This window comes from Teichococcus aerophilus (genome assembly GCF_014490485.1).
Lineage (GTDB): Bacteria > Pseudomonadota > Alphaproteobacteria > Acetobacterales > Acetobacteraceae > Pseudoroseomonas > Pseudoroseomonas aerophila.
The window spans coordinates 106,120-129,687 of the sequence record NZ_JACTVA010000011.1; the positions used below are offsets into that span (position 1 = coordinate 106,120).

20 protein-coding genes are annotated in these 23,568 nt (G+C 69.9%); 15 read left to right on the forward strand and 5 right to left on the reverse strand.

Annotated features, from left to right (window positions below; all coding sequences use genetic code 11):
• Window positions 1-33: 33 nt before the first annotated feature.
• The gene (locus IBL26_RS08880; RefSeq protein ID WP_187784115.1) at window positions 34-228 is read right to left on the reverse strand and encodes a DUF2842 domain-containing protein; all 195 of its coding nucleotides are present in this window, start codon (window positions 226-228) and stop codon (window positions 34-36) included.
• Between the two features lie 277 nt (window positions 229-505).
• Here IBL26_RS08880 and IBL26_RS08885 point away from each other — a divergent pair, with 277 nt between their 5' ends.
• Both IBL26_RS08885 and IBL26_RS08890 read left to right on the forward strand, forming a co-directional pair.
• The gene (locus IBL26_RS08885) at window positions 506-1,021 is read left to right on the forward strand and encodes an adenine phosphoribosyltransferase (protein ID WP_187784140.1); all 516 of its coding nucleotides are present in this window, start codon (window positions 506-508) and stop codon (window positions 1,019-1,021) included.
• 142 nt (window positions 1,022-1,163) lie between these two features.
• Window positions 1,164-2,162, forward strand: a complete 999-nt coding sequence (locus tag IBL26_RS08890; RefSeq protein ID WP_187784116.1) for a hypothetical protein — start codon at window positions 1,164-1,166, stop codon at window positions 2,160-2,162.
• 461 nt (window positions 2,163-2,623) lie between these two features.
• On the opposite strand, the gene IBL26_RS08895 is transcribed toward IBL26_RS08890, so the two are convergent.
• Together IBL26_RS08895 and IBL26_RS08900 are read right to left on the reverse strand one after the other, a co-directional pair.
• A complete protein-coding gene (locus tag IBL26_RS08895) occupies window positions 2,624-3,976 on the reverse strand; it encodes an Nramp family divalent metal transporter (protein ID WP_187784117.1) in 1,353 nt (450 codons plus the stop codon).
• A 186-nt stretch (window positions 3,977-4,162) separates the two neighbouring features.
• Window positions 4,163-4,888, reverse strand: a complete 726-nt coding sequence (locus IBL26_RS08900; protein ID WP_187784118.1) for an orotate phosphoribosyltransferase — start codon at window positions 4,886-4,888, stop codon at window positions 4,163-4,165.
• A gap of 54 nt (window positions 4,889-4,942) precedes the next feature.
• Between IBL26_RS08900 and IBL26_RS08905 the strand changes: the two genes are divergently transcribed.
• From IBL26_RS08905 to IBL26_RS08915, 3 genes are all read left to right on the forward strand, one after another.
• Window positions 4,943-5,881 carry a mitochondrial fission ELM1 family protein gene (locus IBL26_RS08905; RefSeq protein WP_187784119.1) on the forward strand — a complete coding sequence of 313 codons (939 nt, stop codon included), beginning with the start codon at window positions 4,943-4,945 and terminating at the stop codon, window positions 5,879-5,881.
• Between the two features lie 86 nt (window positions 5,882-5,967).
• Complete coding sequence (locus IBL26_RS25885) at window positions 5,968-7,869, forward strand: DUF4214 domain-containing protein (RefSeq protein WP_187784120.1); 1,902 nt, start codon at window positions 5,968-5,970, stop codon at window positions 7,867-7,869.
• A gap of 72 nt (window positions 7,870-7,941) precedes the next feature.
• Window positions 7,942-9,015, forward strand: a complete 1,074-nt coding sequence (locus tag IBL26_RS08915; RefSeq protein WP_187784121.1) for a tartrate dehydrogenase — start codon at window positions 7,942-7,944, stop codon at window positions 9,013-9,015.
• A gap of 311 nt (window positions 9,016-9,326) precedes the next feature.
• Here the strand turns inward: IBL26_RS08915 and IBL26_RS08920 are convergent, their stop codons facing one another.
• Window positions 9,327-10,604 carry an MFS transporter gene (locus tag IBL26_RS08920; RefSeq protein ID WP_187784122.1) on the reverse strand — a complete coding sequence of 426 codons (1,278 nt, stop codon included), beginning with the start codon at window positions 10,602-10,604 and terminating at the stop codon, window positions 9,327-9,329.
• Window positions 10,605-10,892: 288 nt separating this feature from the next.
• On the opposite strand from IBL26_RS08920, the gene IBL26_RS08925 reads away from it, so the two are divergent.
• Window positions 10,893-11,717, forward strand: a complete 825-nt coding sequence (locus IBL26_RS08925; RefSeq protein ID WP_187784123.1) for a sugar phosphate isomerase/epimerase family protein — start codon at window positions 10,893-10,895, stop codon at window positions 11,715-11,717.
• A 287-nt stretch (window positions 11,718-12,004) separates the two neighbouring features.
• On the forward strand, window positions 12,005-13,513 hold the full coding sequence (locus tag IBL26_RS08930) for a lyase family protein (RefSeq protein ID WP_187784124.1): 1,509 nt from the start codon (window positions 12,005-12,007) through the stop codon (window positions 13,511-13,513).
• 304 nt (window positions 13,514-13,817) lie between these two features.
• Here IBL26_RS08930 and IBL26_RS08935 read toward each other — a convergent pair whose 3' ends face one another.
• Window positions 13,818-14,399 (reverse strand): hypothetical protein, encoded by a 582-nt coding sequence (locus IBL26_RS08935; protein WP_187784125.1) that lies wholly within the window; start codon window positions 14,397-14,399, stop codon window positions 13,818-13,820.
• A 173-nt stretch (window positions 14,400-14,572) separates the two neighbouring features.
• Between IBL26_RS08935 and IBL26_RS08940 the strand changes: the two genes are divergently transcribed.
• The 8 genes from IBL26_RS08940 to IBL26_RS08975 all read left to right on the forward strand — a co-directional run.
• A complete protein-coding gene (locus tag IBL26_RS08940) occupies window positions 14,573-16,237 on the forward strand; it encodes a peptide ABC transporter substrate-binding protein (RefSeq protein WP_187784126.1) in 1,665 nt (554 codons plus the stop codon).
• Window positions 16,238-16,600: 363 nt separating this feature from the next.
• Window positions 16,601-17,533 carry an ABC transporter permease gene (locus tag IBL26_RS08945; protein ID WP_187784127.1) on the forward strand — a complete coding sequence of 311 codons (933 nt, stop codon included), beginning with the start codon at window positions 16,601-16,603 and terminating at the stop codon, window positions 17,531-17,533.
• A 130-nt stretch (window positions 17,534-17,663) separates the two neighbouring features.
• Window positions 17,664-18,494, forward strand: a complete 831-nt coding sequence (locus IBL26_RS08950; RefSeq protein ID WP_187784128.1) for an ABC transporter permease — start codon at window positions 17,664-17,666, stop codon at window positions 18,492-18,494.
• Between the two features lie 409 nt (window positions 18,495-18,903).
• Window positions 18,904-19,377, forward strand: coding sequence for a Cys-tRNA(Pro) deacylase (gene ybaK, locus IBL26_RS08955; RefSeq protein WP_187784129.1), 474 nt, complete (start codon window positions 18,904-18,906; stop codon window positions 19,375-19,377).
• A gap of 62 nt (window positions 19,378-19,439) precedes the next feature.
• Window positions 19,440-19,805, forward strand: a complete 366-nt coding sequence (locus IBL26_RS08960) for a hypothetical protein (protein ID WP_187784130.1) — start codon at window positions 19,440-19,442, stop codon at window positions 19,803-19,805.
• 355 nt (window positions 19,806-20,160) lie between these two features.
• On the forward strand, window positions 20,161-20,973 hold the full coding sequence (locus tag IBL26_RS08965) for an EAL domain-containing protein (protein WP_187784131.1): 813 nt from the start codon (window positions 20,161-20,163) through the stop codon (window positions 20,971-20,973).
• Between the two features lie 255 nt (window positions 20,974-21,228).
• Complete coding sequence (gene gpmI, locus IBL26_RS08970) at window positions 21,229-22,785, forward strand: 2,3-bisphosphoglycerate-independent phosphoglycerate mutase (RefSeq protein ID WP_187784132.1); 1,557 nt, start codon at window positions 21,229-21,231, stop codon at window positions 22,783-22,785.
• A gap of 588 nt (window positions 22,786-23,373) precedes the next feature.
• Window positions 23,374-23,568, forward strand: a 195-nt coding sequence (locus tag IBL26_RS08975; RefSeq protein WP_206684176.1) for a hypothetical protein, incomplete at its 3' end; no start/stop codon positions are given.

Here is a 23,568-nt window from a genome sequence, read left to right on the forward strand (position 1 = left end):
GCCACCGGAGCATTCCCACCCTTCCGGGCCGGCTCAGCGCTGGACGCGCGCCGCCCAGAAGATCAGCGCCTTGATCGGGAACACCCAGGCAAAGCCGGCAATGACGTAGAAGGGCACCTGCAGCGCCCAATGCAGCGTCTGCACCCAGTCCCCCACCCACAGCACCACGCCGAGGTAGACGGACAGGCCGACAAACGCGATCAACAGGGCAAGCGGCGTGCGCGACATGGCGTGCTCTTGGCAGGCCGCGCCGCTTTCGCCAAGCCCCGACGGCATGGCCTGGCAGCCTGACTTCACCCTCGCGCCCAAGCGATTCATCGGCGCCGCCAGGAGCGGGCGCTTACCGCCAGCCAATCCCGTCCGCAGAGATTCACGCAGCCGGAGGTTTCCGGGCGGGGAGGTTCTGCTCTAGTGTCCGCCCCCGCTCATGCGGCACCCCTGCCCGCAGACCTGACACCAAGGATCCAGGATGCCCGACAACGGCCCGACCCCCGCCCCTGCCGCCATCGACCTGAAGGCGCATATCCGCGGCGTGCCGGACTTCCCGAAGCCCGGCATCCTCTTCTACGACATCTGCACGCTGTTGCGGGACGGCCCGGCCTTCCGCGCCGCCATGACCCAGCTGGCGGACATGGTGCGTCCCTACAAGCCCACCATGCTGGCGGGCATCGAGAGCCGGGGCTTCGTGCTGGCCGCGCCGCTGGCACTGGAACTGGGCCTGGGCTTCATTCTGCTCCGCAAGCCGCGGAAATTGCCGGGCGCCACCATTGGTTACAACTATGCCCTGGAATACGGCACCGACCGGCTGGAAATTCAGGCCGACGCCGTGAAGAAGGGGGACCGCGTGGTGCTGCTGGACGACCTGCTGGCCACCGGGGGCACCATGTCCGCCGGGATCAAGCTGCTGAAGGAAGCCGGTGCTGAAGTGCCGCTGGCCGCCGGGCTGATCGAGCTGACCTTCCTCAATGGCCGGGCGCGCCTGGACGCGCCGTTCCAGGCCCTTGTCTCCTACGATTCCTGAGGCCGGTTTGCGCCGCCTCCTCACCTGCCGGACTTCGCGACAGGCGGCGCTCCAGGCTGCACAGAAAAGCGGCAGCGTCGCCGTGGCCAGGCCCGCCGCGCGCCGCCTTTTTTCCGCCGCGAGCGCCGGGCATGCCTCCGCCATGCCCATCAGCCGTCGTGGCCTGACCGCCCTCGCCGCCGCCCTCGTGGCTGCCGGAAGCCTTCCCCGGGCCATCCGGGCGCAGGGGCTGCCGGCCGATACCGCCACCCTGCTGATGCCGGGGCCGGAAGGTGGCGGCGCTGCCGTCTGGGCTGCGCGCGTGGCCGCCGGCCTGGCCCGTGGCCTGCCGCACGCGGTGGCGCTGCACCCGGTGCTGCTGGGCGGCCCGGATGGCGTGACCGCCGCCAACCGCTTCGCCACCCAGGAAGCCGGCGATGGCCGCATGCTGCTGGTGCTGCCCGGCCTGGCCGCCCATGCCCGCCTGATCGGCGAAAGCCGCGCGCGTTACGCCATGGAAGGCTGGCTGCCGCTCTGCGTCTCCTGGCACGGCGCCATCCTGGCCGGGCGCGGCCCGATGCCCGCCGCCAGCCACACCCGCCCGCTGCGCATCGCCCTGCCCGGCCCCGAGGCTCCCGAGACCTCCGCCCTGCTGGCGCTGGACCTCGCCGGCCACCCGGCCGTGCCCGTCTTCGGCCTGCATGCCTTCGCCGCCGAGCAAGCGCTGGCCCGGGGGGAAGTGGATGCCATCGTCATCTCCACCCCTTCCCCGCTGCGCCACGCCGCCCGCATCGGCGTCACCCCATGGCGGGAGCTGGACACGCCGGGCCGCCGCGACGTCCCTTCCCTGCCCGCGATGGCCGATGTCATTACACAGGCCACGCCGGCCCGGGTGGCCGCCGCCCAGGCCGGCTTCGCCGCCCTGCGCCTGCGGGCCGCCCTGGTGCTGCCCGCCCTGACCTCGGCCGACCTGGTCGCCGTCTGGCGCCGCGCCGCCCTGCGCTGGCAGGAGGATGAGGCGAAGGAATCCCCCGATTCCACCGCGCCCGCCCTGGTCGGCGCCGAAGCCCGCACCGCCATGTCCGCCCTGTTCCCGCCGCCGGAAGGCGTGCTGGCCTACCGTGAGTGGCTGCTGCGGCGGCTGTCCTGGCAGGCGGGCTGACAGCGCTGGCCGGAGACGGCCAGGGCTTGCTGCTGGTTTCCGCGACCTGAGCGACGATGCCATGGGCACCTTCCTTTGGCATCGATCCCGCCTGTTACAGGCGGCCCATCCAGACGCGCTGGCAGCCACAGGATCGCCGCTGGCAAACGCCGCGCCGGCCACGCGGCCGTTCGTCTGGTGGCAAGCTGAAGGCCGGGGAAAGAATTCCCCGGGCCCCTTCTTTTACTTTTTCGAGTTTTCCAGGTGTGCCAGTTGAAAGCGCGGTCTTGGAAGACGGCTGGGTACGCCGGAGGTCTTGGACCTCCGGCGACTGACGGTTCAGCCCTGGTGGCCCATTATTAAAATCATCAAGCAGCGTCCGCCCTCAATCCGGCAGCGCCACGCCAAGCTTGCAGAAAGAAAAGAAAGAGGTCCGGGGAATTCCTTCCCCGGCTTTCACCCCTATCCCCACCGCGGGACCGCTAGAAAAAGTCCTTCAGCAGCAGCACGTTCAGCACCAGGATCAGCGCGGCCGAGGCCCAGCCCAGGGCAATTTGCCAGCGGGGCGTGGCGAGGGCGCCCATGCGGGCCCGGTCCCCGGCGAACATCATCAGTGGAATGACGGCGAAGGGCAGTTGCAGGGACAGCACGACCTGGGAGAGCACCAGGAGCTGTGCCGTGCCGCTCTCGCCATACAGCCAGGTGACGATCACGGCCGGGACGATGGCGATGCCGCGGGTGATCAGCCGGCGCAGCGCCGGCGGCAGGCGGATGCGCAGGAAGCCCTCCATCACCACCTGCCCGGCGATGGTGGCGGTGACGGTGGAGTTGAGCCCGCAGGCCAGCAGCGCCACGGCGAACAGGATGGGAGCGGAGGCACCGAGCAGCGGCGCCAGCAGCGCATGGGCCTGGCCGATCTCGGCCACCTCGGTCTGGCCGCGCACATGGAAGGCGGCGGCGGCGGTGATGAGAATGGAGGAGTTGATCAGCAGGGCGATGACCAGCGCCACGGTGCTGTCGATGCCGGCGAAGCGGATGGCTTCCCGCTTGGCGGCGATGTCCTGCCCGGTGTCGCGGGACTGCACGATGGCGGTATGCAGGTACAGGTTATGCGGCATCACCGTGGCGCCAAGGATGCCGAGCGCGAGGTAGAGCTGGGTGCTGTTGGTGACGATGGAGGCGCTGGGCAGGTAGCCGCGCAGCACCGCGCCCCAGGCCGGGTCCGCCAGCACCACCTGCCCGATGAAGCAGACGGCGATCAGCGCGATCAACCCCATGACGAAGGCTTCCAGCCAGCGCATGCCCTTGTGCTGCAGCCACAGGATCAGCAGCGTATCCAGCACCGTCAGGATGACGCCTTCCAGCAGCGGCAGGCCGAACAGCAATTGCAGGGCGATGGCGGTGCCGATGACCTCGGCGAGGTCGGTGGCGCAGATGGCGGTCTCGGCCATCAGCCAGAGCGGGATGGCGGCCCAGCGGGGAAAGCGCTCCCGGCATAGCTGCGCCAGGTCCCGCCCGGTGGCGATGCCGATGCGGGCGCAGATGGCCTGCAGCAGCATGGCCATCAGCGAGGAGAGCAGCGCGATGCTGAGCAGCGTGTAGCCGAAGGCGGAACCGCCGGCGATGGCGGTGGCCCAGTTGCCCGGGTCCATGTAGCCCACGGCCACCATGTAGCCGGGGCCGACAAAGGCCAGCAGCCGGCGGAGCCAGCTGGCGCCGGTTGGTATGGCAACGCTGCGGTGGATCTCGCTGAGGCTGGCGGGCCCGGCCTCGGTCAGGTCAGCCGGGCGGGGCAATGCGTTGGTCGGCGAAAGCTCGGGGGGAGTCCGGTACATCCTGTATCCATCTCGTGCTCCATATTGAGGCTGTAGCCGAGGCTACATTCAAGGCGTGGCAATGAAGATGACGAAAAGGACATGTCGGGCACGGATGCCGTGCGGCTATGCCGGCGCCGCCCTGGGCAAAAAAAGAGGGCCACGACAAGGTCGTGACCCTCGGTCGCTTCGGCCCGCCGGGCTGTCTCAGCCGGCCTTCGCCTTGTAGGCCTCGGCCTCTTCCATGCTCGCCACGCCGCCACGGTCGCGGGACCAGCTGACGGGATCTTCCAGGAACTTCCGCACTTCCTTCAGCGCGGGCTCAGAGAAGTAGGGGCGCTCGCGGCACACCTCCAGGACGTCCCACCAGGTGGCCAGGTGCAGCAGGTTCAGGTTGATCGCCGCCAGCTTCTCCTGCGCGCCCGGGAACACGCCGTAGAAGAACACCACGAAGGTGTGGTCCACGATCACGCCGGCATCGCGCATGGCCTGCGCGAAGCGGATCTTGCTGCCGCCGTCCGTGGTCAGGTCCTCGACCAGCAGGGTCTTCTTGCCCTCGGGCACGTCGCCCTCGATCTGCGCGTTCTTCCCGAAGCCCTTGGGCTTCTTGCGCACATAGGACATCGGCGCGTTCATGCGGTCGGCGATCCAGGCGGCGTAGGGGATGCCGGCGGTCTCGCCACCCGTCACGGCCTCGATCGACTCGAAGCCGATGTGGCGGTTGATCTTCTCGACAGCCAGGTCGCAGATGCGGGTGCGGGCGCGCGGGAAGGAGATGATCTTGCGGCAGTCGATATAGACCGGGCTCTTCCAGCCGCTGGTATAGGTGTAGGGCTCCTCGGGCCGGAAGTTGACCGCCTTGATCTCCAACAGGATACGGGCGGTGGTGAGCGCGGCGTCGCGGTCCCAATCGGAAAGATGCGTGGCGGTCATGGCAAAGAGCTCTCCTTCTGGCGCGGTTCGTAACGCCCGGGCGCTGCAACGTCCATGACGAACCCGCCTGTCTGGGTTCTGGCGGACCCGCGCGCCGGTACGGCGGCCCAGGCGCTGGGCATCGCGGAGCGACTGGACGTGCCCTTCCGCACCGTGGCGCTGCAATGGGGCCGGCTGGCGGCGCTGCCGTGGCCGTGGCCCAGCCTGGCCGGGCTGACGCCGGCGGCACGGGCCTGCTTCGCACCACCCTGGCCACGGCTGGTGATCTCGGCGGGGCGGCGGGCGGCGCCGGTGGCGCTGTGGCTGGGCCGGCACGGCGCCCGCACGGTGCACTGCATGCGGCCCGGCTTCGGCGCCGGGCGCTTCGACCTGCTGGTGATCGGCCGGCATGACCGGCCCCGCCCGGCGCCCAACGTCCTGCCGATCCTCGGCGCCGCCAGCCGCATGTCCCCGGCCCGGCTGGCGGCCGCCAGGGCGGAGTGGGCGGAACTGGGCGCGCTGCCCGGGCCACGCGTGGCGCTGATGGTCGGCGGCCGGGTGCGTGGCGAAGGGCTGGACATGGCCACCGCCGCCACCCTGGTGCCGGCATTGCGGCGGCACTTCCCCGGCGCCACCATCCTGGCCAGCACCAGCCGCCGCACCGGGGAAGCCGCCGCGGACCGCATCGCCGCCGACCTAGCCGGCACGCCGCACCGGCTGTTCCGCTGGGGCCAGTCCGGCCCCAACCCCTATGCGGGCTTCCTGGCCTGGGCGGATGTCATCGCCGTGACGGGGGACAGCGTCTCCATGCTCTCCGAAGCCTGCGGTACCAGCGCGCCCGTGCTGGTGGTCAGCGAGGAGCCGGGCCGCCACGCCGCCCTCGCCGCCAGCCTCTACGCGGCCGGGATGGCCTGGCCGCTGGCACGGGCGGCGGAGGCCACGCGACACCAGCCACTGGATGAAAGTGGCCGGGTCGCCATCAAGATCCGCACAATGGCACTCGCCCCGGCTTGAGCACCTAAGCGAAATGTAATTTCCTTCTGATCAACGGAACGTGAGCCGAATCGTCGGCCTACCCCCCGGTCTGAGGAACATTCGCTATGCCCAAGCTCTCTGGCACCCCGGCTCAGATGGCCGACTTCCTGATCCAGGAAAGCTGGGCCAGCGGCAACGAGCCAGGCCGGCGGTGGGAGCCGGGCAGCACCGTGACCTACAGCTTCAACGAGCAGTGGAGCGCGGAGGAGCGGCAATCCGCCAGCCTGGCCTTCTCCCTGTGGTCCGACCTGGCCAACATCTCCTTCACCCAGGTCGCCGATGGCGGACAGATCGCCTTCATCAAGAACGAGGTGGATTCCGCCCATTCCGGCTCCTTCCTCGGCGAGGTGGACCCCGCGGACCCGCTGCTGCGCCGCATCGCCAGCAACATCGTCTCGATCGATACGCAGACCCCTGGCTGGCAGGACCTGGTGACGCAGGGCGAGTACGGCTTCACCACCGTCATGCACGAGATCGGCCACAGCCTCGGGCTCGGCCATGCCGGCTACTACAACGGCACGAACAACCCGGAGGACTCGGTGCTGCGGACCGATTCCCGGCAATACACGATCATGTCCTACGTCTCGGCCACGGAAACCGGGGCGGATTATGACCGGTGGTCCGCCATCGCGCCCGCGCTCTACGATATCTACACCATCCAGCGACTCTATGGCGCCAACACCACGACCCGGGCTGGCGATACCGTTTACGGCTTCAACAGCACCGCCGACCGCGAGGTCTACGACTTCGCCGTGAACCAGCATCCGATCATGGCGATCTACGACACCGGCGGCTTCAACACGCTCGATGCCTCCGGCTTCGCGCAGGATGCGGTGATCGACCTGCATGACGGCGCCTTCAGCAGCATCGCCGGGCTGCGTGGCAACATCGCCATCGCCTATGGCACGCTGATCCAGGAAGCCATTGGCGGCAGCGGCCGTGACGTGCTGATCGCCAACGATGCCGGCAACCGCCTCTCCGGCGGCGCTGGCGACGACCTGCTGGTCGGCGGCCGTGGGTTCGACACGCTGGATGGCGGCGCGGGCTTCGACTCCGCCCGCCTGCACGCCAACCTGCAGGCCGTCACCGTGGCGTCCGCGGGTAGCGACATCGCGGTACGCGGCCTGGCGGAAGCCGACCTCATCAGCATCGAGCGGATCTGGCTGGCCGATGGCTCGCTGGACTTCACGGCGGACAGCAACGCGGCGGTGACGCTGCGGCTCTATGACGCCGCGTTCGGCCGCGCCGCCGAAGGCTCCGGCCAGCAATTCTGGATCCAGGCGCTGAACGGCGGCATGGACGCCATCGAGGCCGCTTTCCTGTTTGTCCAGAGCCGGGAGTTCACCGCTTCCCTCGGCGGCGACACCAGCAACGCCGCCTTCGTCGATCTGCTCTACGCCAATATGCGCGGCACCGCCGCCTCGGTGGAGGAACAGCAGTTCTGGACCGGCCAGCTCGACGCCGGAATGGATCGGCCCACCGTGCTGCTCTACTTCGCCGACAGCGCCGAGCAGCGCGTAGCGACCGCGGACACCGTCGCCGCCGGTATCTGGACGCTGGACGAGGGCGCGGCGCAGATCGCCCGGCTTTACGACACCGTGCTGGGCCGCCGGCCGGATGTGGACGGCATGATGTTCTGGGGCCAGCAGAAAGCGGCGGGGATGGAGCTCGGCCAGATTGGCAACTCCATGCTCACCTCCCCGGAAATCCTGCAGCGCTTCGGCGATGAGGGTCCGGAACCCGACCAGATCGTGGAGCTGCTCTACCAGCAGGCGCTGGGCCGCCAGGCCGATGCCGACGGGCTGGCCTTCTGGACCGGCATCCTCGCCGCCGACACCCCGGAGTCGGTGATGACGGTGGTCAGCGGCATCTCCGAGAGCCGGGAGCACCTGCTGCTGACCCAAAGCTGGATCAACAACGACGACCCATCCCGCTACGGCATCCAGTTCGCGGCCGAGCTGGTCTGAAGCGGCGGGCTTGCCCTTCCGGCCGCCTGAGGCCAGACAGGGCAAGCCCCAAGGCAGGAAGGAAAGCTCCGCATGTCCCGCACCCATCGCATCGCCGTCGTACCCGGGGACGGCATCGGCAAGGAAACGGTGCCCGAGGGCCTGCGCGTGCTGGACGCGGCCGCACGGCGCTTCGGCTTCGACCTGCAGCTGGACCATTACGACTGGTCCTGCGAAACCTATGCCCAGACCGGCCGCATGATGCCGGAGGATGGCCTGGACCAGCTGGCCAAGAGCGACAGCATCTTCCTCGGCGCCGTCGGCTGGCCCGGCGTGCCGGACCACATCTCCCTGTGGGGCCTGTTGATCCCCATCCGGCGCAGCTTCGACCAGTATATCAGCCTGCGCCCGTGCAAGCTGATGCCGGGCACCACCTCGCCGCTCGCGAACCGTGGCCCGAAGGACATCGACTTCTACGTGGTGCGGGAGAATACGGAGGGTGAATACTCCTCCTCCGGCGGCCGCATGTTCCCGGGCACGCCGCGTGAGTTCGTCACGCAGGACAGCGTCTTCACCCGCCACGGCGTCGACCGCGTGATGAAGTATGCGTTCGAGCTGGCGCAGACGCGCCCGCGCAAGAAGGTCACCAGCGCCACCAAGTCCAACGGCATCACCTTCACCATGCCGTATTGGGACGAGCGCTTCGCCGAGATGGCCAAGAACTACCCGGGCATCACCACGGACCAGTTCCATATCGACATCCTCTGCGCCCACTTCGTGCAGCATCCGGATTGGTTCGACGTCGTCGTCGGCTCCAACCTGTTCGGGGACATCCTTTCCGACCTCGGCCCGGCCGTGGCCGGCTCCATCGGCATCGCCCCCTCCGCCAACATCAACCCGGAGAAGGTGTATCCGAGCATGTTCGAGCCGGTGCACGGCTCGGCGCCCGACATCGCCGGCAAGTTCATCTGCAACCCGATCGGCCAGATCTGGTCCGGCGCGATGATGCTGGAACACCTGGGCGAGAAGGACGCCGCCGACGCCATCCTGCGCGCCATCGAAACCCACCTGGCGGAAGGCGGCCCGCGTACCCGCGACCTAGGCGGCCAGGCGGGGACCGAGGATGTGGGACGTGCCTTGGCTGAGGCGGTGGCGAACGGAGCCTGAGAGGGGCGTCTGTTACTCGGAAAATAGAGGAAGGCCGGGGAAGGAATCCCCGGGCCCCTTCTTTTATCTTTTCGAGTTTTCCGGCTGTGGCTGTTGAGGGGTTGGGCCTGAAGGACGGATGGGTGCGCCAGAGGTCCATGACCTCGGGCGACTGACGGTTCAGCCCGTGTGTCCTCATATTTAAATCATCAAGCAGCGCCCGCTCTCAGTCCTGAGGCACGACGCTGAACTCGCAGAAAGAAAAGAAGAGGTCCGGGGAATTCCTTCCCCGGCCTTTCTTCCTCGGCCGGCGCCCCCGGAACCGTCCGCCCTCAACCCGGCGCCACCAGCACCCGCCCCCTGACGCGCCGGCCAGCCAGCACCACGCAGGCCGCTGCCACCTGCGTCACGAATGCCGCCAGGAACACCAGCGGCGCCGGCCCCGGGCCAGGCATCAGCGTGGCGAGGAAGGGTTCGCGCAACAGGCCGAAAGCGGCGGGGGCGAAGGCGTAGCCGGCCTGGCTGATGGCGGTGACCAGGGCGACGACGCGGCCGACATCGGCGGGCCGGAATTCCGCCTGGGCGATCAACGGCGGCAGGGAAGTGACGTTGCCCAACCCCAGACCGAACAGGCCGCAGCCCAGCAGCAGCATGGGCACGGACGGACCGGCGAACAGCAGCACGAGGGAGCCGGCGGCCTGCAGGCCGACATTGGCGGCGGCGACGCTGCGGCGGTCCGTGCCGGGCGGCATCAGCCGGGCGACGATGCTGCGCCCGGCGATGGCGCAGGCGGTGGCGGCGCCCATGGTGAGGCCGGCGCCGGCCTCGCCCAGGCGGGGGGCGAGCAGTGAGAACAGGTGAGCCACCAGGCCGATCTGTGCGAAGAGCCCCAGCGTGGCCGCGCCGGCCAGGGTGAGGAAGCGACGGTCCCGCCAGGGGGAGGCCAGCGGGTGGGCAGCGGCAGCGGCAGCGGCCGGGCGGGCGGGGTTGGAGGGGCTGGGCGCGGCCTCGCCATCCGGCGCCAGGCCGAGCAGCGCGGGGGTCTGCCGCAGGTAGCGGGCGGCGAGCAGCCAGACCGCCACCGTCACGATGGCGGCGACCAGCAGCGCCGCGCCACCGAAGCCCAGCGCCGCGATGAGCGCGACCCAGAGCGGGGAGAACACCACGCCGCCCAGGCTGGCCCCGTTGAAGGCCATGCCGAGCGCCGCCGGCCGCCGGCGGTGGAACCAGGGGGAGACCATGGCATTCAGTGCCGCACCGCTGGTGAGTGCCCAGCCGGTGGCGCTGAAGGGCGTAGCCAGGAACAACTGCCAGGGCTGGCTGGCGAAGGCCCAGCCCAGCAGGCCGAGCGCGGTGAGCACCGCCCCCGCCTGCGTGACCCTCGCCAGGCCAAAGCGCCGGTGCAACGCGGCCAGGTTGGCGACCACCACCGCCCCCAGCAGGAAATGCGCGGTGATGGCGGCCGAGACCAGCGAGACCGGCCAGCCCCGCGTGGCATGCAACGTCTTCAGGAAGATCGGCGGCCCATAGAAGCCGATGCCCCAGGCGAACACCGCGATGACGAAGGCGGCGCCGACGACGTGCCAGCCGAAGAAGGCGTTCCGCATCATGCGGCCGGCGGTTGGATGGCGTGGGTCGAGCGGGGCATCGGGCGGTGTCTCTCTGCTGCGGCGACACCGGGGTGCCATGCTGCCGCGCCACGATGCTACGGCCGCGGCCGAAGCGTGGCATTTTGCGCACCCAGGGTTGCCCGCACAGCGCCGCCGCATCAAGCCGGTCGTTGCGGCAGCGCCCCGTCACGGCTTGTTCGCCAGCCTGCAACAGAACCGCAGCATCCCTGCCTTAAGCCCTCCGCCGCCCGGGGCTGCCTCCCGCCGCCCGGCCTGGAGGAGACACGCATGTCCCAAACCTACCGCCCCATCCTGGGTGCCGCGCTGAAGCTGGCCGGCATCCGCCAGCACCGCGACTGGCTGCTGGAGAAGCAGCGCGACCTGGAATTGCAGGATTTCCACACCGCCGAGACGCTGGAGGGCGACTGGCGCCCGCTGGTGGAGGAGACGCGGAAGCTGCTGGATGGCCATACCGGCCGGCTGGGCCTGCATGGCCCCTTCTGGGGCTTCAAGCTGGATTCGCATGACCCGGCCATCCGCGCCATCGTTACCCGCCGGCTGCTGCAGGGGCTGGATGCCTGCGCCGCGCTGGGTGCCACGCAGATGGTCATCCACTCCCCCTACACCGCCTGGGACTACAACAACCTGGACAACAGCCGCCACGGCCGGGACGAGTTGCTGGAGCGCACGCACCAGACGCTGCGCGACGCCGTCACCCGCGCGGCGGAAAGCGGCGTGGTGCTGGTGATCGAGAATATCGAGGACCGGGACCCGCATGCGCGCGTCGCCCTGGCGGCGTCCTTCAACAGCCCGGCGGTGAAGGTCTCCATCGATACCGGCCACGCCCACTACGCCCATGGCAGCCTGGCGGCGCCGCCGGTGGACTACTACGTCCATGCGGCCGGCGACGCGCTGAACCACGTGCACCTGCAGGACGCGGACGGCTATGCCGACCGGCACTGGAACCCGGGCGAGGGCACCATCCGCTGGCAGGCGGTCTTCGCCGCCCTGTCCCGCCTCGGCTCCAACCCGCGCCTGATCCTGGAAGTACGGGACGCGACGACGCTGCGGAAGGGCACCGCCTTCCTGGAGCAGCTCGGCCTGGCGGAATAAGTCTTTCTCCAGCGCTTGGCGGAAGCGAGGGCCGGGGATCATTCCCCGGCCTTTTTCGTAGGGCCCGGGCGCCTCCGGCAGGGCGGGGCGGCGCTGCCAGGCAAGGCACGGGTCCCGTGTGCTTCAGGCCGCGCGCGGCACGCCATGGCGGCGGGCAGCTGGCCCCCTTCCGTGTATGCATGCCCCGGCGACCACACGAACACCGCCCGCATCTCCGCCGCCGGATGGCCAGATATGCCGCCCGGCGCCTATCCTCCCCGGCAGGAACTGCGACAAACGGAGGAACCATGTCCCGAATCAAGGCCGGAATCGGCGCGCTCATCCTCTCCGCCTGTGCCCTGCCCGCCCTGGCCCAGCCGGCACCACTGCGGGACGAGTTCTTCTGGCTGGGCGAGATCAACAAGGCCACGGCGGTCATCAACACCGATGAAGGCCTGCTGGAGCGCGGCATGGCACCGCGCATCGCCGCGGGGCTGGACACTGTGCTGCGCGCCGGCGCCCAGCCGGGCGGGCGCCGCCCCTCCACCGTCATCACCTTCGAGCCGCTGTTGATCCAGGCCGCAGGCGTGGAGGCCACGCTGTTGCATGCCGGCCGTTCCAGCCAGGACATGCACGCCACCTACCGCGCCGCCATCATCCGCGATGATCTGCTGACGCTGGCCGACCAGCTGAACAGGACCACCGCCACGCTGCTGCGGCTGGCCCGGCAGCATGAAGGCACCATCGTGCCCAACTACACCAATGGCGTCGCCGCGCAGCCCAACAGCTTCGGCCATTACCTGCTGGGCCACGCCGCTGGCCTGCAGCGGGATGCGGACCGTATCCGCGAGACCTTCGCGCGCGTCGACCGCTCCCCCATGGGCACCACGGTGCTGAACGGCACCAGCTGGCCGCTGAACCGGCAGCGCATGGCGCAGTATCTCGGCTTCGCCGCATTGGTCGACAATGCCTATGACGCCGGGCAGATCTCCTCGGCCGAGCAGCCGGTGGAAGTGGGCGCCGTCGTCACCAGCATCGCCCTGCATGCCGGCGCCTTCATCCAGGACATCATGACGCAGTATGCGCAACCACGGCCATGGATGCTGCTGCAGGAAGGCGGCGGCAACACCTATGTCTCCAGCGCCATGCCGCAGAAGCGCAACCCGGGCCTGCTGAACGACACGCGCAGCCAGGCCTCCACCGTCATCACCCTGGCCACCGGCCGTGTCCTGCAGGCGCACAATATCACCCCCGGCATGTCCGACCCCAAGAGCGTGCGGGACAACACGGCGATGGTGACCGCCACCCTCCGCATGCTGCAGAACTGGGACAAGATCCTCGGCGCGCTGGTCGTCAGCCCCGAGCGGGCGCTGGAAGAGCTGAACAGCGACTGGACGGCGTCGCAGGAACTGGCCGACCTGCTGATGCGCCAGTACCGCCTGCCCTTCCGCGTCGGCCACCACTTCGCCTCCGAGATCGTCGACTACGCCAAGGACCACGACATCCGCCCCACCGACTTCCCCTATGCCGAGGCGCAGCGAATCTACGCCCAGACATTACAGGAGATGAAAGTGGAAGGCGGCCCGCTGCCCATCAGCGAAGCCGAGTTCCGCGCGGCGCTGGACCCGGTGGCCATCATCCGCGCCCGCGCCACCAGCGGCGGGCCGCAGCCGGCCGAGATGCAGCGGATGCTGGCGGCGGCGGACGCGGCCGTGGCGCAGCAGAACGGCTGGGTCAGCGAACACCGCGCGCGCATCGCCACCGCACTGGCCTCGCTGGACGCGGATTTCCGCAAGCTGCTGCCGGCGGCGAACTAAAGGACGATGGGAAGACAAGGCCAGGGGAAGGAATTCCCTGGACCCCATCTTTTTTCTGCGGTTTTGGGTTTGTGCCAGACGGGGAAAGTCGGCGACTTGATGATGTTCAGGGGCTACGCGGGCTGAACCATCAGCCGAAGGCCACTGTGCCGAGCTTGCTTACAAAGCCGGTGGCACGCCACCCAGAGCACCCCCAAATTACAAGAAGAAGAAGGGGCCTGGGGAATTCTTCCCCGGCCTTTCCTCACTCAATCTACAACGACGATCTGCCGCGAAAGGCTGGCGCGACCAGCCGTGCCGACCATCACCCGCCGCGGGCAGCGCGGAGTTGCATTTCCACCATCAGCTCGATGGCCGCGAAGGTCGCCTGCTGCACGTCGTCGGACTGGCGCAGGCTGACGCGCGCCTTCACGAAGCGGCCCGCCAGAACCGTGACGCAGACGCTCTCCCCGGTCTGGCGGCCGTCATTGCGCGTCAGGCGGAAATTACTGCACCGGATGCCGGGGTAGTTGCCGTTGCCGGTGATCAGCAGGTTGGTCTCCGCCGGCGTCACGGCGGTGTAGTAGCCCTGGTTGATGGCGGCGGTCAGTTCCCGCACCGTTTGCGCCAGTTCGGCCGGCAGGTCCGGGTTCTGGCCGCCTTCCGGCGCGCGGCGGCGGCCCCGGTCGTACAGGTACAGCGTGGCGCGGGCACCGTCCTTGCGGGCGTAGCCCATGGAGACGCCGAGGCCCGCGCCGCCTGGCTGCTGCTCGAAATCGGTGAACTCGCCGGTGCTCTGGAAGCTGCCCAGCTGCTGCGGCAGCGGCTGCGCCATCAGGCCAGGGCCCAGCGTCAGCCAGGCCAGGGCCACCAGGAGGGGTGCGAGGCGGCGGGAGAAAAGGCGCATGCGGCAAGTCATCCTGTGAAGGCGGGAGCGAGAAGGCCCGAGCCTAGCCAGGGGCACCGCCCCTCGCCCTTCAATCCTCCGTGCCGGCAGGACAGGCTGACCCGCGCGCGAAACGGCGTGAGGCGTGGCTTTCGCCCTACCGCGCCGCGCCGCGGACCGGCATCATCCGCGGCATGCGCCATGCTGTCCTCGCCGCCATCCTCTCGCTCCTTGCCCTTCCCGCCGCCGCGCAGAATGCGGGCGGGCGGGACAGCCTGACCATCGGCATCACTCAGTACCCGGGCAACTTCCACCCGAATATCGAGAACATGGCCGCCAAGGCCTATATCCTCGGCTTCGCGCTTCGGCCCGTCACCGCCTATGACGATGCCTGGAAGCTCACCTGCCTCTCCTGCACCGAGCTGCCGAGCCTGGAGAACGGCCAGGCGGTGCTGGAGAACACGCCGGACGGAAAGCCCGGCATCCGCATCACCTGGACGCTGCGGGAAGGCCTCGCCTGGGGCGACGGCACCCCTGTGACAGCGGAGGACATGCGCTTCGCCTGGGAAGCCGGCCGCGCCTTCGAGACCGGCTTCGGCCCGGCGGAGACCTATCGCTCCGCCTACGAGTTCATCGCCGAGGATGCGCGGCGCTTCACCATCCGCTTCGACAAGGTGACCTTCGATTTCGCCGGGCTCGGCCAGTTCCAGCCGCTGCCCGCGCGCATCGAACGGCCGATCTGGGAAGCCGACCGCGCCAATTACCGGAACCGCAGCACCTATGAGACGGGGACGACGAACCCGGCGCTGTACAACGGCCCCTACCGCATCGCCGCCACCCAGCCCGGCGCGGGCGTGACGCTGGAGCGCAACGCGCACTGGGCCGGCCCCGCCCCCGCCTTCAACCGCATCAACATCCGCACGGTGGAGAACACCGCCGCCATGGAGGCCCAGTTGCTGGCCGGACAGGTGGACATGGTGGCCGGCGAGATGGGCCTGCCGCTGGAACAGGCGGTGGCGCTGGAGAAGCGCACGGGCGAGCGCTTCCGCTTCAACTACCGCCCCGGCCTGACCTACGAGCATATCGACCTGCGGCTGGACAACCCGGTGCTGGCCGACCGCCGCGTGCGCCAGGCGCTGCTGATGGGGGCGGACCGGGCGCAGATCGTCGCCCGGCTGTATGACGGGCGGCAGCCGGTGGCGCTGGGCAACGTGCATCCGGACGACCCGATGTATGACGCCGAAGCACCCGCCTGGCCCTACGACCCCGCCCGCGCCAAGGCCTTGCTGGAGGAAGCCGGCTGGCGCCCCGGCCCGGACGGCATCCGCCGCAACGCGGCCGGGGAGCGCCTGTCCTTCGACCTGATGACCACCGCCGGCAACCGGGCGCGGGAACAGGTGCAGCAGATCCTGGCCGGGCAGTGGCGCGCCATCGGCGCCGAGGCGCGCATCCGCAACGAGCCCGCCCGCGTCTTCTTCGGCGAGACGGTCAGCCAGCGCCGCTTCACAGGCATGGCGATGTTCGCCTGGGTCAGCAGCCCGGAAAACGTGCCGCGCACGCTGTTCCACAGTGACGAGATCCCGACCGCCGCGCGCAACTGGTCCGGCCAGAACTACCCTGGCTTCGTCAATGCCGAGGCGGATCGGCTGATCGAGGAACTGCCGATCGAGCTGGACCCCGCCAGGCGCCGCCCGCTGTGGTCCCAGTTGCAACGGCTGGTGGCGACCGAGTTGCCCGCCCTGCCGCTGTGGCACCGCGCTGATTCGCATGTCTGGCCGCGCTGGCTGCAGGGCGTCCGCCCCACCGGCCACCAGAACTATTCTTCCCTGTGGGTGACGGAGTGGCGGGTGGCGCCGTGAGGGCGCGGGAATGAGCAGCCAGGCAGGGCGCCGCCAGCGGAGGGTGGACCCGGCGCGGGGTGCCCCCGGCAGGCCAGAGCACGATGCGTCCACAGTCGTTCACACCGAATGCTCCATGTCTTTGGCTGGTCGTATGATTCAGGCTTTCGGTGATCCCGCCTCAGGCCATCGCGCTCTCGCGCCCTATGGCGGCTGGCCGGTGGCCGAGAGGCTGCCGCAGACGCGCGCCCCGTTTTCCCGGCTGGGAGCCTCAGCCACAGACCCAGGTCGCGCCGCTGCGCGGAAAACGGGTCGCTTCCTTGGCCACCGGATTCGTGGACTGGTTCCCGACGGCATCCCCCGCCAGCGTGGGCGGCGGCCGGCATGAGGCTGGCGCTGGCCCGGCTGCCACAGATCGTCATGACCCTGGCGCTGCTCTCGCTGGCTGCGTGGCTGGCCATCGGGCTGATGCCGGGGGACCCGGCCTCCCTCGCCCTGATGTCCGACCCGCGGCTGACGCCGGAGGACGTGGCCCGCCTGCGCGCGCTGCACGGGTTGGACCAGCCGTTGATGCAGCGATACCTCGCCTGGGCCCTGGGGCTGGCACGGGGCGAGTTCGGCTATTCCCGCCTGTTCGCACAGCCCGCTACCGCCGTGCTGTGGCCAGCGCTGCGTTCCACCCTGGTGCTGGTCGGACTGGCGGTCGGGCTGGCGGCGGTGGCCGGCGTAGCGCTGGGTGCGCTGGCGGCGGCGCGGCCGCGCGCGGGCCGGCTGGTCGATGCGCTGGCGCTGCTGGCGCAGGCCACGCCTTCCTTCTGGCTGGGCATCCTGCTGATCATCCTGTTCGCCGTGCAGCTGGGCTGGCTGCCTGCCGGTGGCCTGCCGGGGGAAGGGCAATCCGCCCTCAGCTTCCTGCTGCTGCCAGTCGCCACCATCGCTTTCGGGCAGATGGCCGCCTATGCGCGCCATTCCGCCGCCGCGCTCAGCGAGGCCCTGCGCCAGCCCTGGGCCCGCTCCGCCCGTGCGCGCGGGGCGTCCGAACGCCAGGTGATGTTCCGCCACGCGCTGCCCAATGCCGGGGTACCGCTGCTGACCCTGCTGGCACTGGATGCAGGCAGCCTCGTCTCCGGCGCGCTGGTGACGGAGACGGTGTTCGCCCGGCCCGGCATGGGCAAGCTGCTGTTCGATGCGGTGATGGGCAATGACTACAACCTCGCCCTGCTGGCGCTGCTGCTGGTGGCGCTGGTGACCATGCTGGCCACCCTGGCCGCCGACATGGCACAGCACTGGCTGGACCCACGCCTGGGGGATGGATGAGGCGGGTGCGGACCGTGGCCCTGCGGACGCACGACGCGCGTGACGCTGGCGGCCCGCTTTCGCGCGCCGGGCGGCACACCCGTCGGGCAACCGGGAGCCGGCGCGGCCTTAAGCCCTCCGGCCTTCACCCATGACGCGCCTTCGCATCGGCCTCGTCCTCCTCGCCCTGCTGGCACTGGCCGCGCTGGCCGCGCCGCTGGCGCAACACTGGATGGGCCTGGACCCGTTCCAGCCCGACCTCTTCACGCGTTACGAGCCGCCCTCCGCCACCCACCCGCTGGGGGCGGATGAGCTGGGGCGGGATATCCTGCTGCGGCTGCTATACGGCGCGCGGGTCTCGCTGGCCGTGGGCCTGGCGGCGGCGCTGGCGGCCAGTGCACTGGGCACGGCGCTGGGCATGTGGGCCGCCTGGCGCGGCGGCTGGGTGGATGCGGTGCTGATGCGGCTGGCCGATGGCCTGCTGGCGCTGCCCGCCCTGCCCCTGCTGGTGCTGCTGGCGGCCGTCGATCCCGCGAAGCTGGGCCTGCCACGCGGCGAGGCCTGGACGGACATGCTGCGCATCACCGTCATCCTGGTGGTGTTCGGCTGGGCCGGCGTGGCGCGGCTGGCGCGCGCCGCCACGCTCTCCGTCCTGGCGACCGACTATGTCCGGGCCGCCCGGGCCCTGGGCGTGACCGAGCTGTGGCTGCTACGCCGGCACGTGCTGCCTGGCATCGCCGCGCCGGTTGCCGTGGCGACCTCGCTGGCCGTGGCCGGGGCGATCCTGGCGGAGAGCGTGCTGAGCTTCCTCGGCCTCGGTATCCAGCCACCGGCGCCGTCCTGGGGCAACATGCTGGCCAACGCGCAGGAAGCGGTGTTCGCGGCACCGATGGCGGCGGTGTGGCCGGGCCTGGCCATCCTGCTGGCGGTGGCCGCCTGCGGGCTGGTGGCGGATGGCATTGCCCGGCGGTCGGGCGATTAGATGACGCTGGCGTTCGCTTCGGTGGCCTTGAGAGGGGCGCTGCCCCTCTCAAACTCTCCCCGCCAAAGGCCTGAGGCCTTTGGAAACCCGGGTTTGGGGAAGCGCCAGACGAAGATAGACACCGTAAACAATCCTTATCGTAATTGCGGCCGCCCGGCCTGCGTCGCCCCGCCTCGAACTATCGCGGGTGCAGGGGATCGTATCCCCTGCCGGGGGAGTTTGAGGGGGCAGCGCCCCCTCGATCTTACCAAGCCAACTAACTCCTGATCCGCCCAAGAGCAGGCTCCTCGCAAGCCAACGCCACCCCAGCAGGGCGCATCCGGCTCGCCAGGGTGTATTGAACACGCGTCCCTTCCGCACGGGATTGACGGCAACGCGGCGCCGAAGTCTGGTGGAGGCGGAGTAGCCCATGTCCAAGACCACACGCGCCACCCTGGCGCTGCAGAAGGCCGGCATCGCCTTCACCCTGCATCCCTATGACTACGACCCGGCCGCGGAGAGCATCGGCATGGCCGCCGCCGCCGCGCTGGGCATCGCGCCCCAGGTCATGCTGAAGACGCTGATGGCGGAGGCGGACGGCAAGCCGGTCTGCGTCGTGCTGCCGGCGAACCACGATGTCAGCATGAAGCGGCTGGCGGCGTTGTTCGGCGCCAAGCACGCGCAGATGATGAAGCCGGACGCCGCCGAGCGGCTGACCGGCTACCATGTCGGCGGCATCAGCCCCTTCGGCCAGAAGCGCGCCGTTCCTACCGCGATCGAGGAAACCGCGATGGCGGAGGAGAGGGTCTACATCAATGCCGGCCAGCGCGGCCTGCTGCTGGCGCTGCGGCCGGAGGATGCGCGGCAGTTCCTCCGCGCCCTCACCGGCCCGGTGATGGCGTGACGTGACGGCATGACCTACGCTGCGCTGACGCTGTGTCCGATTCCGTCCGAGAGGCGACCCGCATGAAAGGCTTGCTGCAAGTCCTGGCCGTGATGATCGGCTTCCTGGTAGCCAGCGGCGAGATCGCGCGGCGCTGGGGAGATGCGCATTTCATCCCGCTGGCGTTGGATGACCTGGCGGTCGCCGCCCTGCTGTTCTGGGCCGCCTGGCGGGCACGGGACCATGGGCCGGCGGTGCTGGTGGCCAGTTGGGGCGTGTTCAGCGGGGTGAACCTGCTGCTGCTGATGATCAACCTGGATTTCGTGATCCACGGCATCCCCAAGACCGGCGGCGTCTTCTACAGCGTCATCCTCAGCCTGATGCTGGTGCTCGGCCTTTGGGCCACCTGGCAAGCCATGCGGCTGACCGAGAGGCCGGAGCAGGCCTGAGGATTGAGGACCTGCCGGACGGCGGGAGATGCGCGCCGGGGGAAAAAGTATCCCCCGGCCCCACTGTCGAGATGATTGATGTGGATCGGGTAGCGCCCAGGCGCGCCGCGCCCACAGGATGTTCGCCAGCCTCGTGGTCCTGCCCTGAAGCACGGTGCCAACCAGCGAGACCGAGTCTGCTGGATTGCGGGCCGCCCACCGTTTCGGTCCCATTATCGCCAAGCCTTCCCTCCAGAAGGATCGGCTGGCGAAACGCCGTGGCCGGAATGTGGCACGGCGGACACAGCGCGGCAGGACAGCGCAAGAAAAGTGTCTGCTATGGCAGCTTTAACCTTCGCGGCAGCATTGTTACGGCATGAGTTCCGTTCGCCCGCTCGACAGCCGTCCCGCCTTGCCACCGACCACCCCGCCCCGGCAGTGCCAGGGCTGCCGCCAGGGCGAAGGGTCCGGCATCCCGATCTCAATGGCGTTCCAGCCAATCCTGCACCTGCCAGGCGGCGGCGCGCCCGGCGTGTTCGCCTATGAGGCGCTGGTGCGGGGCCCGGAAGGCGAAGGCGCCGGCAGCGTGCTGGCGCAGGTCAATGCCAAGAACCGCTATGCCTTCGACCAGGCCTGCCGCGTCAAGGCGATCGAGCTGGCATCCTCGCTCGGCCTGCCGGGGACGGGGGCGCTGCTGTCCATCAACTTCCTGCCCAACGCGGTGTATGAGCCGCGCGCCTGCATCCGGGCCACCCTGGCGGCCGCCGCCCGCAGCCAGTTCCCCACCGGCGCCCTGATGTTCGAAGTGACGGAGAATGAGCGGGTGGAGGACCCGGCGCACCTGCTGCACATCCTCAACAGCTACCGGCAGATGGGCTTCCGCACCGCCATCGACGATTTCGGCGCGGGCTATTCCGGCCTCGGCCTGCTGGCGGAATTCCAGCCGGACGTGGTGAAGCTGGATATGGGACTGGTACGGGATGCCGATACCCGGCCCGCCCGCGCCACCATGCTGCGCCACACCGCAGCCATGTGCCGGGAACTCGGCATCGCCGTGGTGGCCGAGGGGGTGGAGACGCTGGCGGAACTGCGCGTGCTGCAACAGGCCGGAGTGGAATTGTTCCAGGGCTACCTGCTGGCCCGCCCGGGGTTCGAGCACCTGCCGAAGGCGGCGCTGCCGCCTGGCTGACAGGGGGAAGGGCAGCCGCCGGGCCATGGCGGCCGCAGGAGCGCCGAGCAGGCCCACTGCACGAGAATGCCCCCGCCGCTTCGGGCTCGTTGCCCGTGTCCATCCCGGTCCCGTCCGCCGGCAGGCTGCTTTCTCCGGCTCCCTGTGAAGGTGGCGGGCGTGAGCGGCGAGGCCGCAAAACGCCCCCTCCCCTGGCCAAACCCGCCCCCCAGGGTTTAATCCCTGGCGCACGCACCACCGCCCGGAGAGTCCGCCATGCCTGTTCCGAAGCCCGTCATGTTCGTCGTCCTCGATGGCTGGGGCTGGCGGGAGGAAGTGGCGGACAACGCGGTACGCCAGGCCAATACCCCCTGTTTCGACCGGCTGTGGGCCGCCGGGCCACGCGCCTTCCTGCATACCAGCGGCCACGATGTGGGCCTGCCGGACGGGCAGATGGGCAATTCGGAAGTCGGCCACCTCAATCTCGGCGCCGGGCGCGTGGTGATGCAGGACCTGCCGCGCATCGACACGGCGGTGGCCGATGGCTCGCTCGCCACCATCCCGCAGGTGCAGGCGCTGATCGGCCAGTTGAAGGCCAGCGGCGGTACGCTGCACCTGATGGGCCTGCTCTCCGGTGGCGGCGTGCACAGCCACCAGCGCCACGGACTGGCCCTCGCGAAGATCTTCGCGGCCGCGGGTATCCCCGTCGCCATCCATGCCTGGACCGATGGGCGCGACACCGGTCCCGACACCAGCCTGGGCTTCCTGGCGCAGTTCGAGCCGGCGCTGCCGCCCCAGGCGCGCATCGCCACCGTCTGCGGCCGCTACTTCGCCATGGACCGCGACAACCGTTGGGAACGCGTGAAGCAGGCCTGGGACGCGATGGTGCGCGCCGAGGGCCAGCACGCCGCCACCGCGACCGCCGCCATCACGGCCGCGCACGCCGCCGGCAAGACGGATGAGTTCATCCCCGCCGCCGTCATCGGCGACTACGCGGGCATGAAGGACGGCGATGCGCTGCTGTGCTTCAACTTCCGGGCGGACCGCGTGCGGCAGGTGCTGGCCGCGTTGCTGGACCCCGCCTTCACCGGCTTCGACCGTGGCGACGGCAAAGGTCTGGCCGGCTCCGCCGGCATGCCCAAGCTCGTCGGCGCCGCCGGCATGACGCAGTACTCGACAGCGCTGGATCCCTTCCTGACCACGCTGTTCGCGCCGCAATCGATGCGGGACATCCTGGGCGAGGTCGTCTCCCGCGCCGGCAAGACGCAGCTGCGGATGGCGGAGACGGAGAAGTACCCGCACGTCACCTACTTCTTCAACGGCGGCGAGGAAGTGCCCTACCCGGGCGAGGACCGCGTCATGGTGCCCTCCCCCAAGGTCGCCACCTATGACCTACAGCCGGAGATGTCGGCGCCCGAGCTGACGCAGAAGGCGGTGGATGCCATCGATTCGGCCCGGTACGACCTGATCATCCTGAACTTCGCCAATGCCGACATGGTTGGCCATACCGGCAGCCTGCAGGCCGCCATCAAGGCGTGCGAAGCAGTGGATGCCGGGCTGGCGCGCATCGTCGCGGCCATCCAGGCGCAGGGTGGCGCCCTGCTGTTCACCGCCGACCACGGCAATGCCGAGCTGATGCGCGACCCGGTGACCGGCGGCCCGCACACCGCCCATACCACCAACCCGGTGCCGGTAGTGCTGGTGGGCGGCCCCGCCGGCGCGCCTTTGCACGATGGCCGCCTGGCCGACGTGGCGCCGACGCTGCTGGCGCTGATGGGCCTGCCGCAACCGGCGGCGATGACCGGGCGCAGCCTCATCGGGGCTGCCGTTTGAGATGAGGGGGGGGCCTCGACGGGTGAGGTTCAGGCCGGGGGAGAATGACTTCTCCCCTAGACCCCCTCTTCTTCGCTTTTTGTTCAGCCAGACGTGGTCTCGGGACGCTGTGGGGTTGGCTGGGGCGTCGATGTCCGCACCGGCTTGGTCCGGCCTCCCGGCACGGGACCGGCGCTGGCGCCGCACTGGCAGGGGAGGTTCCTGCCACGCCCTCAGCCGGCCGCCCTCCACAACCCTCTCTCTGGGATTGCTTCAAAAATCTGCCGGGTTGGGCGCAGCGGCCCTTTCCGCGCCAGTTTTGCCGGCGGATTGGCCAAATATCCCTGCATCGAACCTGCGCCGCCTCCGGGCTGGCACGAGACATTCCGACCGCGCCTCCAGCCAGCGGATGTCTGGACCAGTCTTTCAGTCACCCTCCGCGCAGCGGGCCTCCGTCAGCCCCACCCCGCATCGCCCCGAAGGCGCCCTCCCCGTCCCGCGCACCCCCAAAACGCCGCAAAGAAAGGAGGGGGTGTGGGGAAATTCCTTCCCCCGACCTCCCTTCCCTTGAGCCAACAAAAAGCCCTGCTCCTGGCAGCACTCCTGGCTTTGGCCCCCGCCATTGCCGCGCCGCTGCAGGCCCAGCCCACCCAGCGCACCCTGCGCGATGCCGAGCGGATCGCGCGGGAGGCGCAGGCCGCCGCCGATGCGGCGCGGGAGGCCACCCGTGCGGCCCAGGCGGCCGAGGAGGCCCTGGCGGAACAGCGCGCCCAGGCCGGCCGCCGGGCCGTGGCCGCCGAGGCC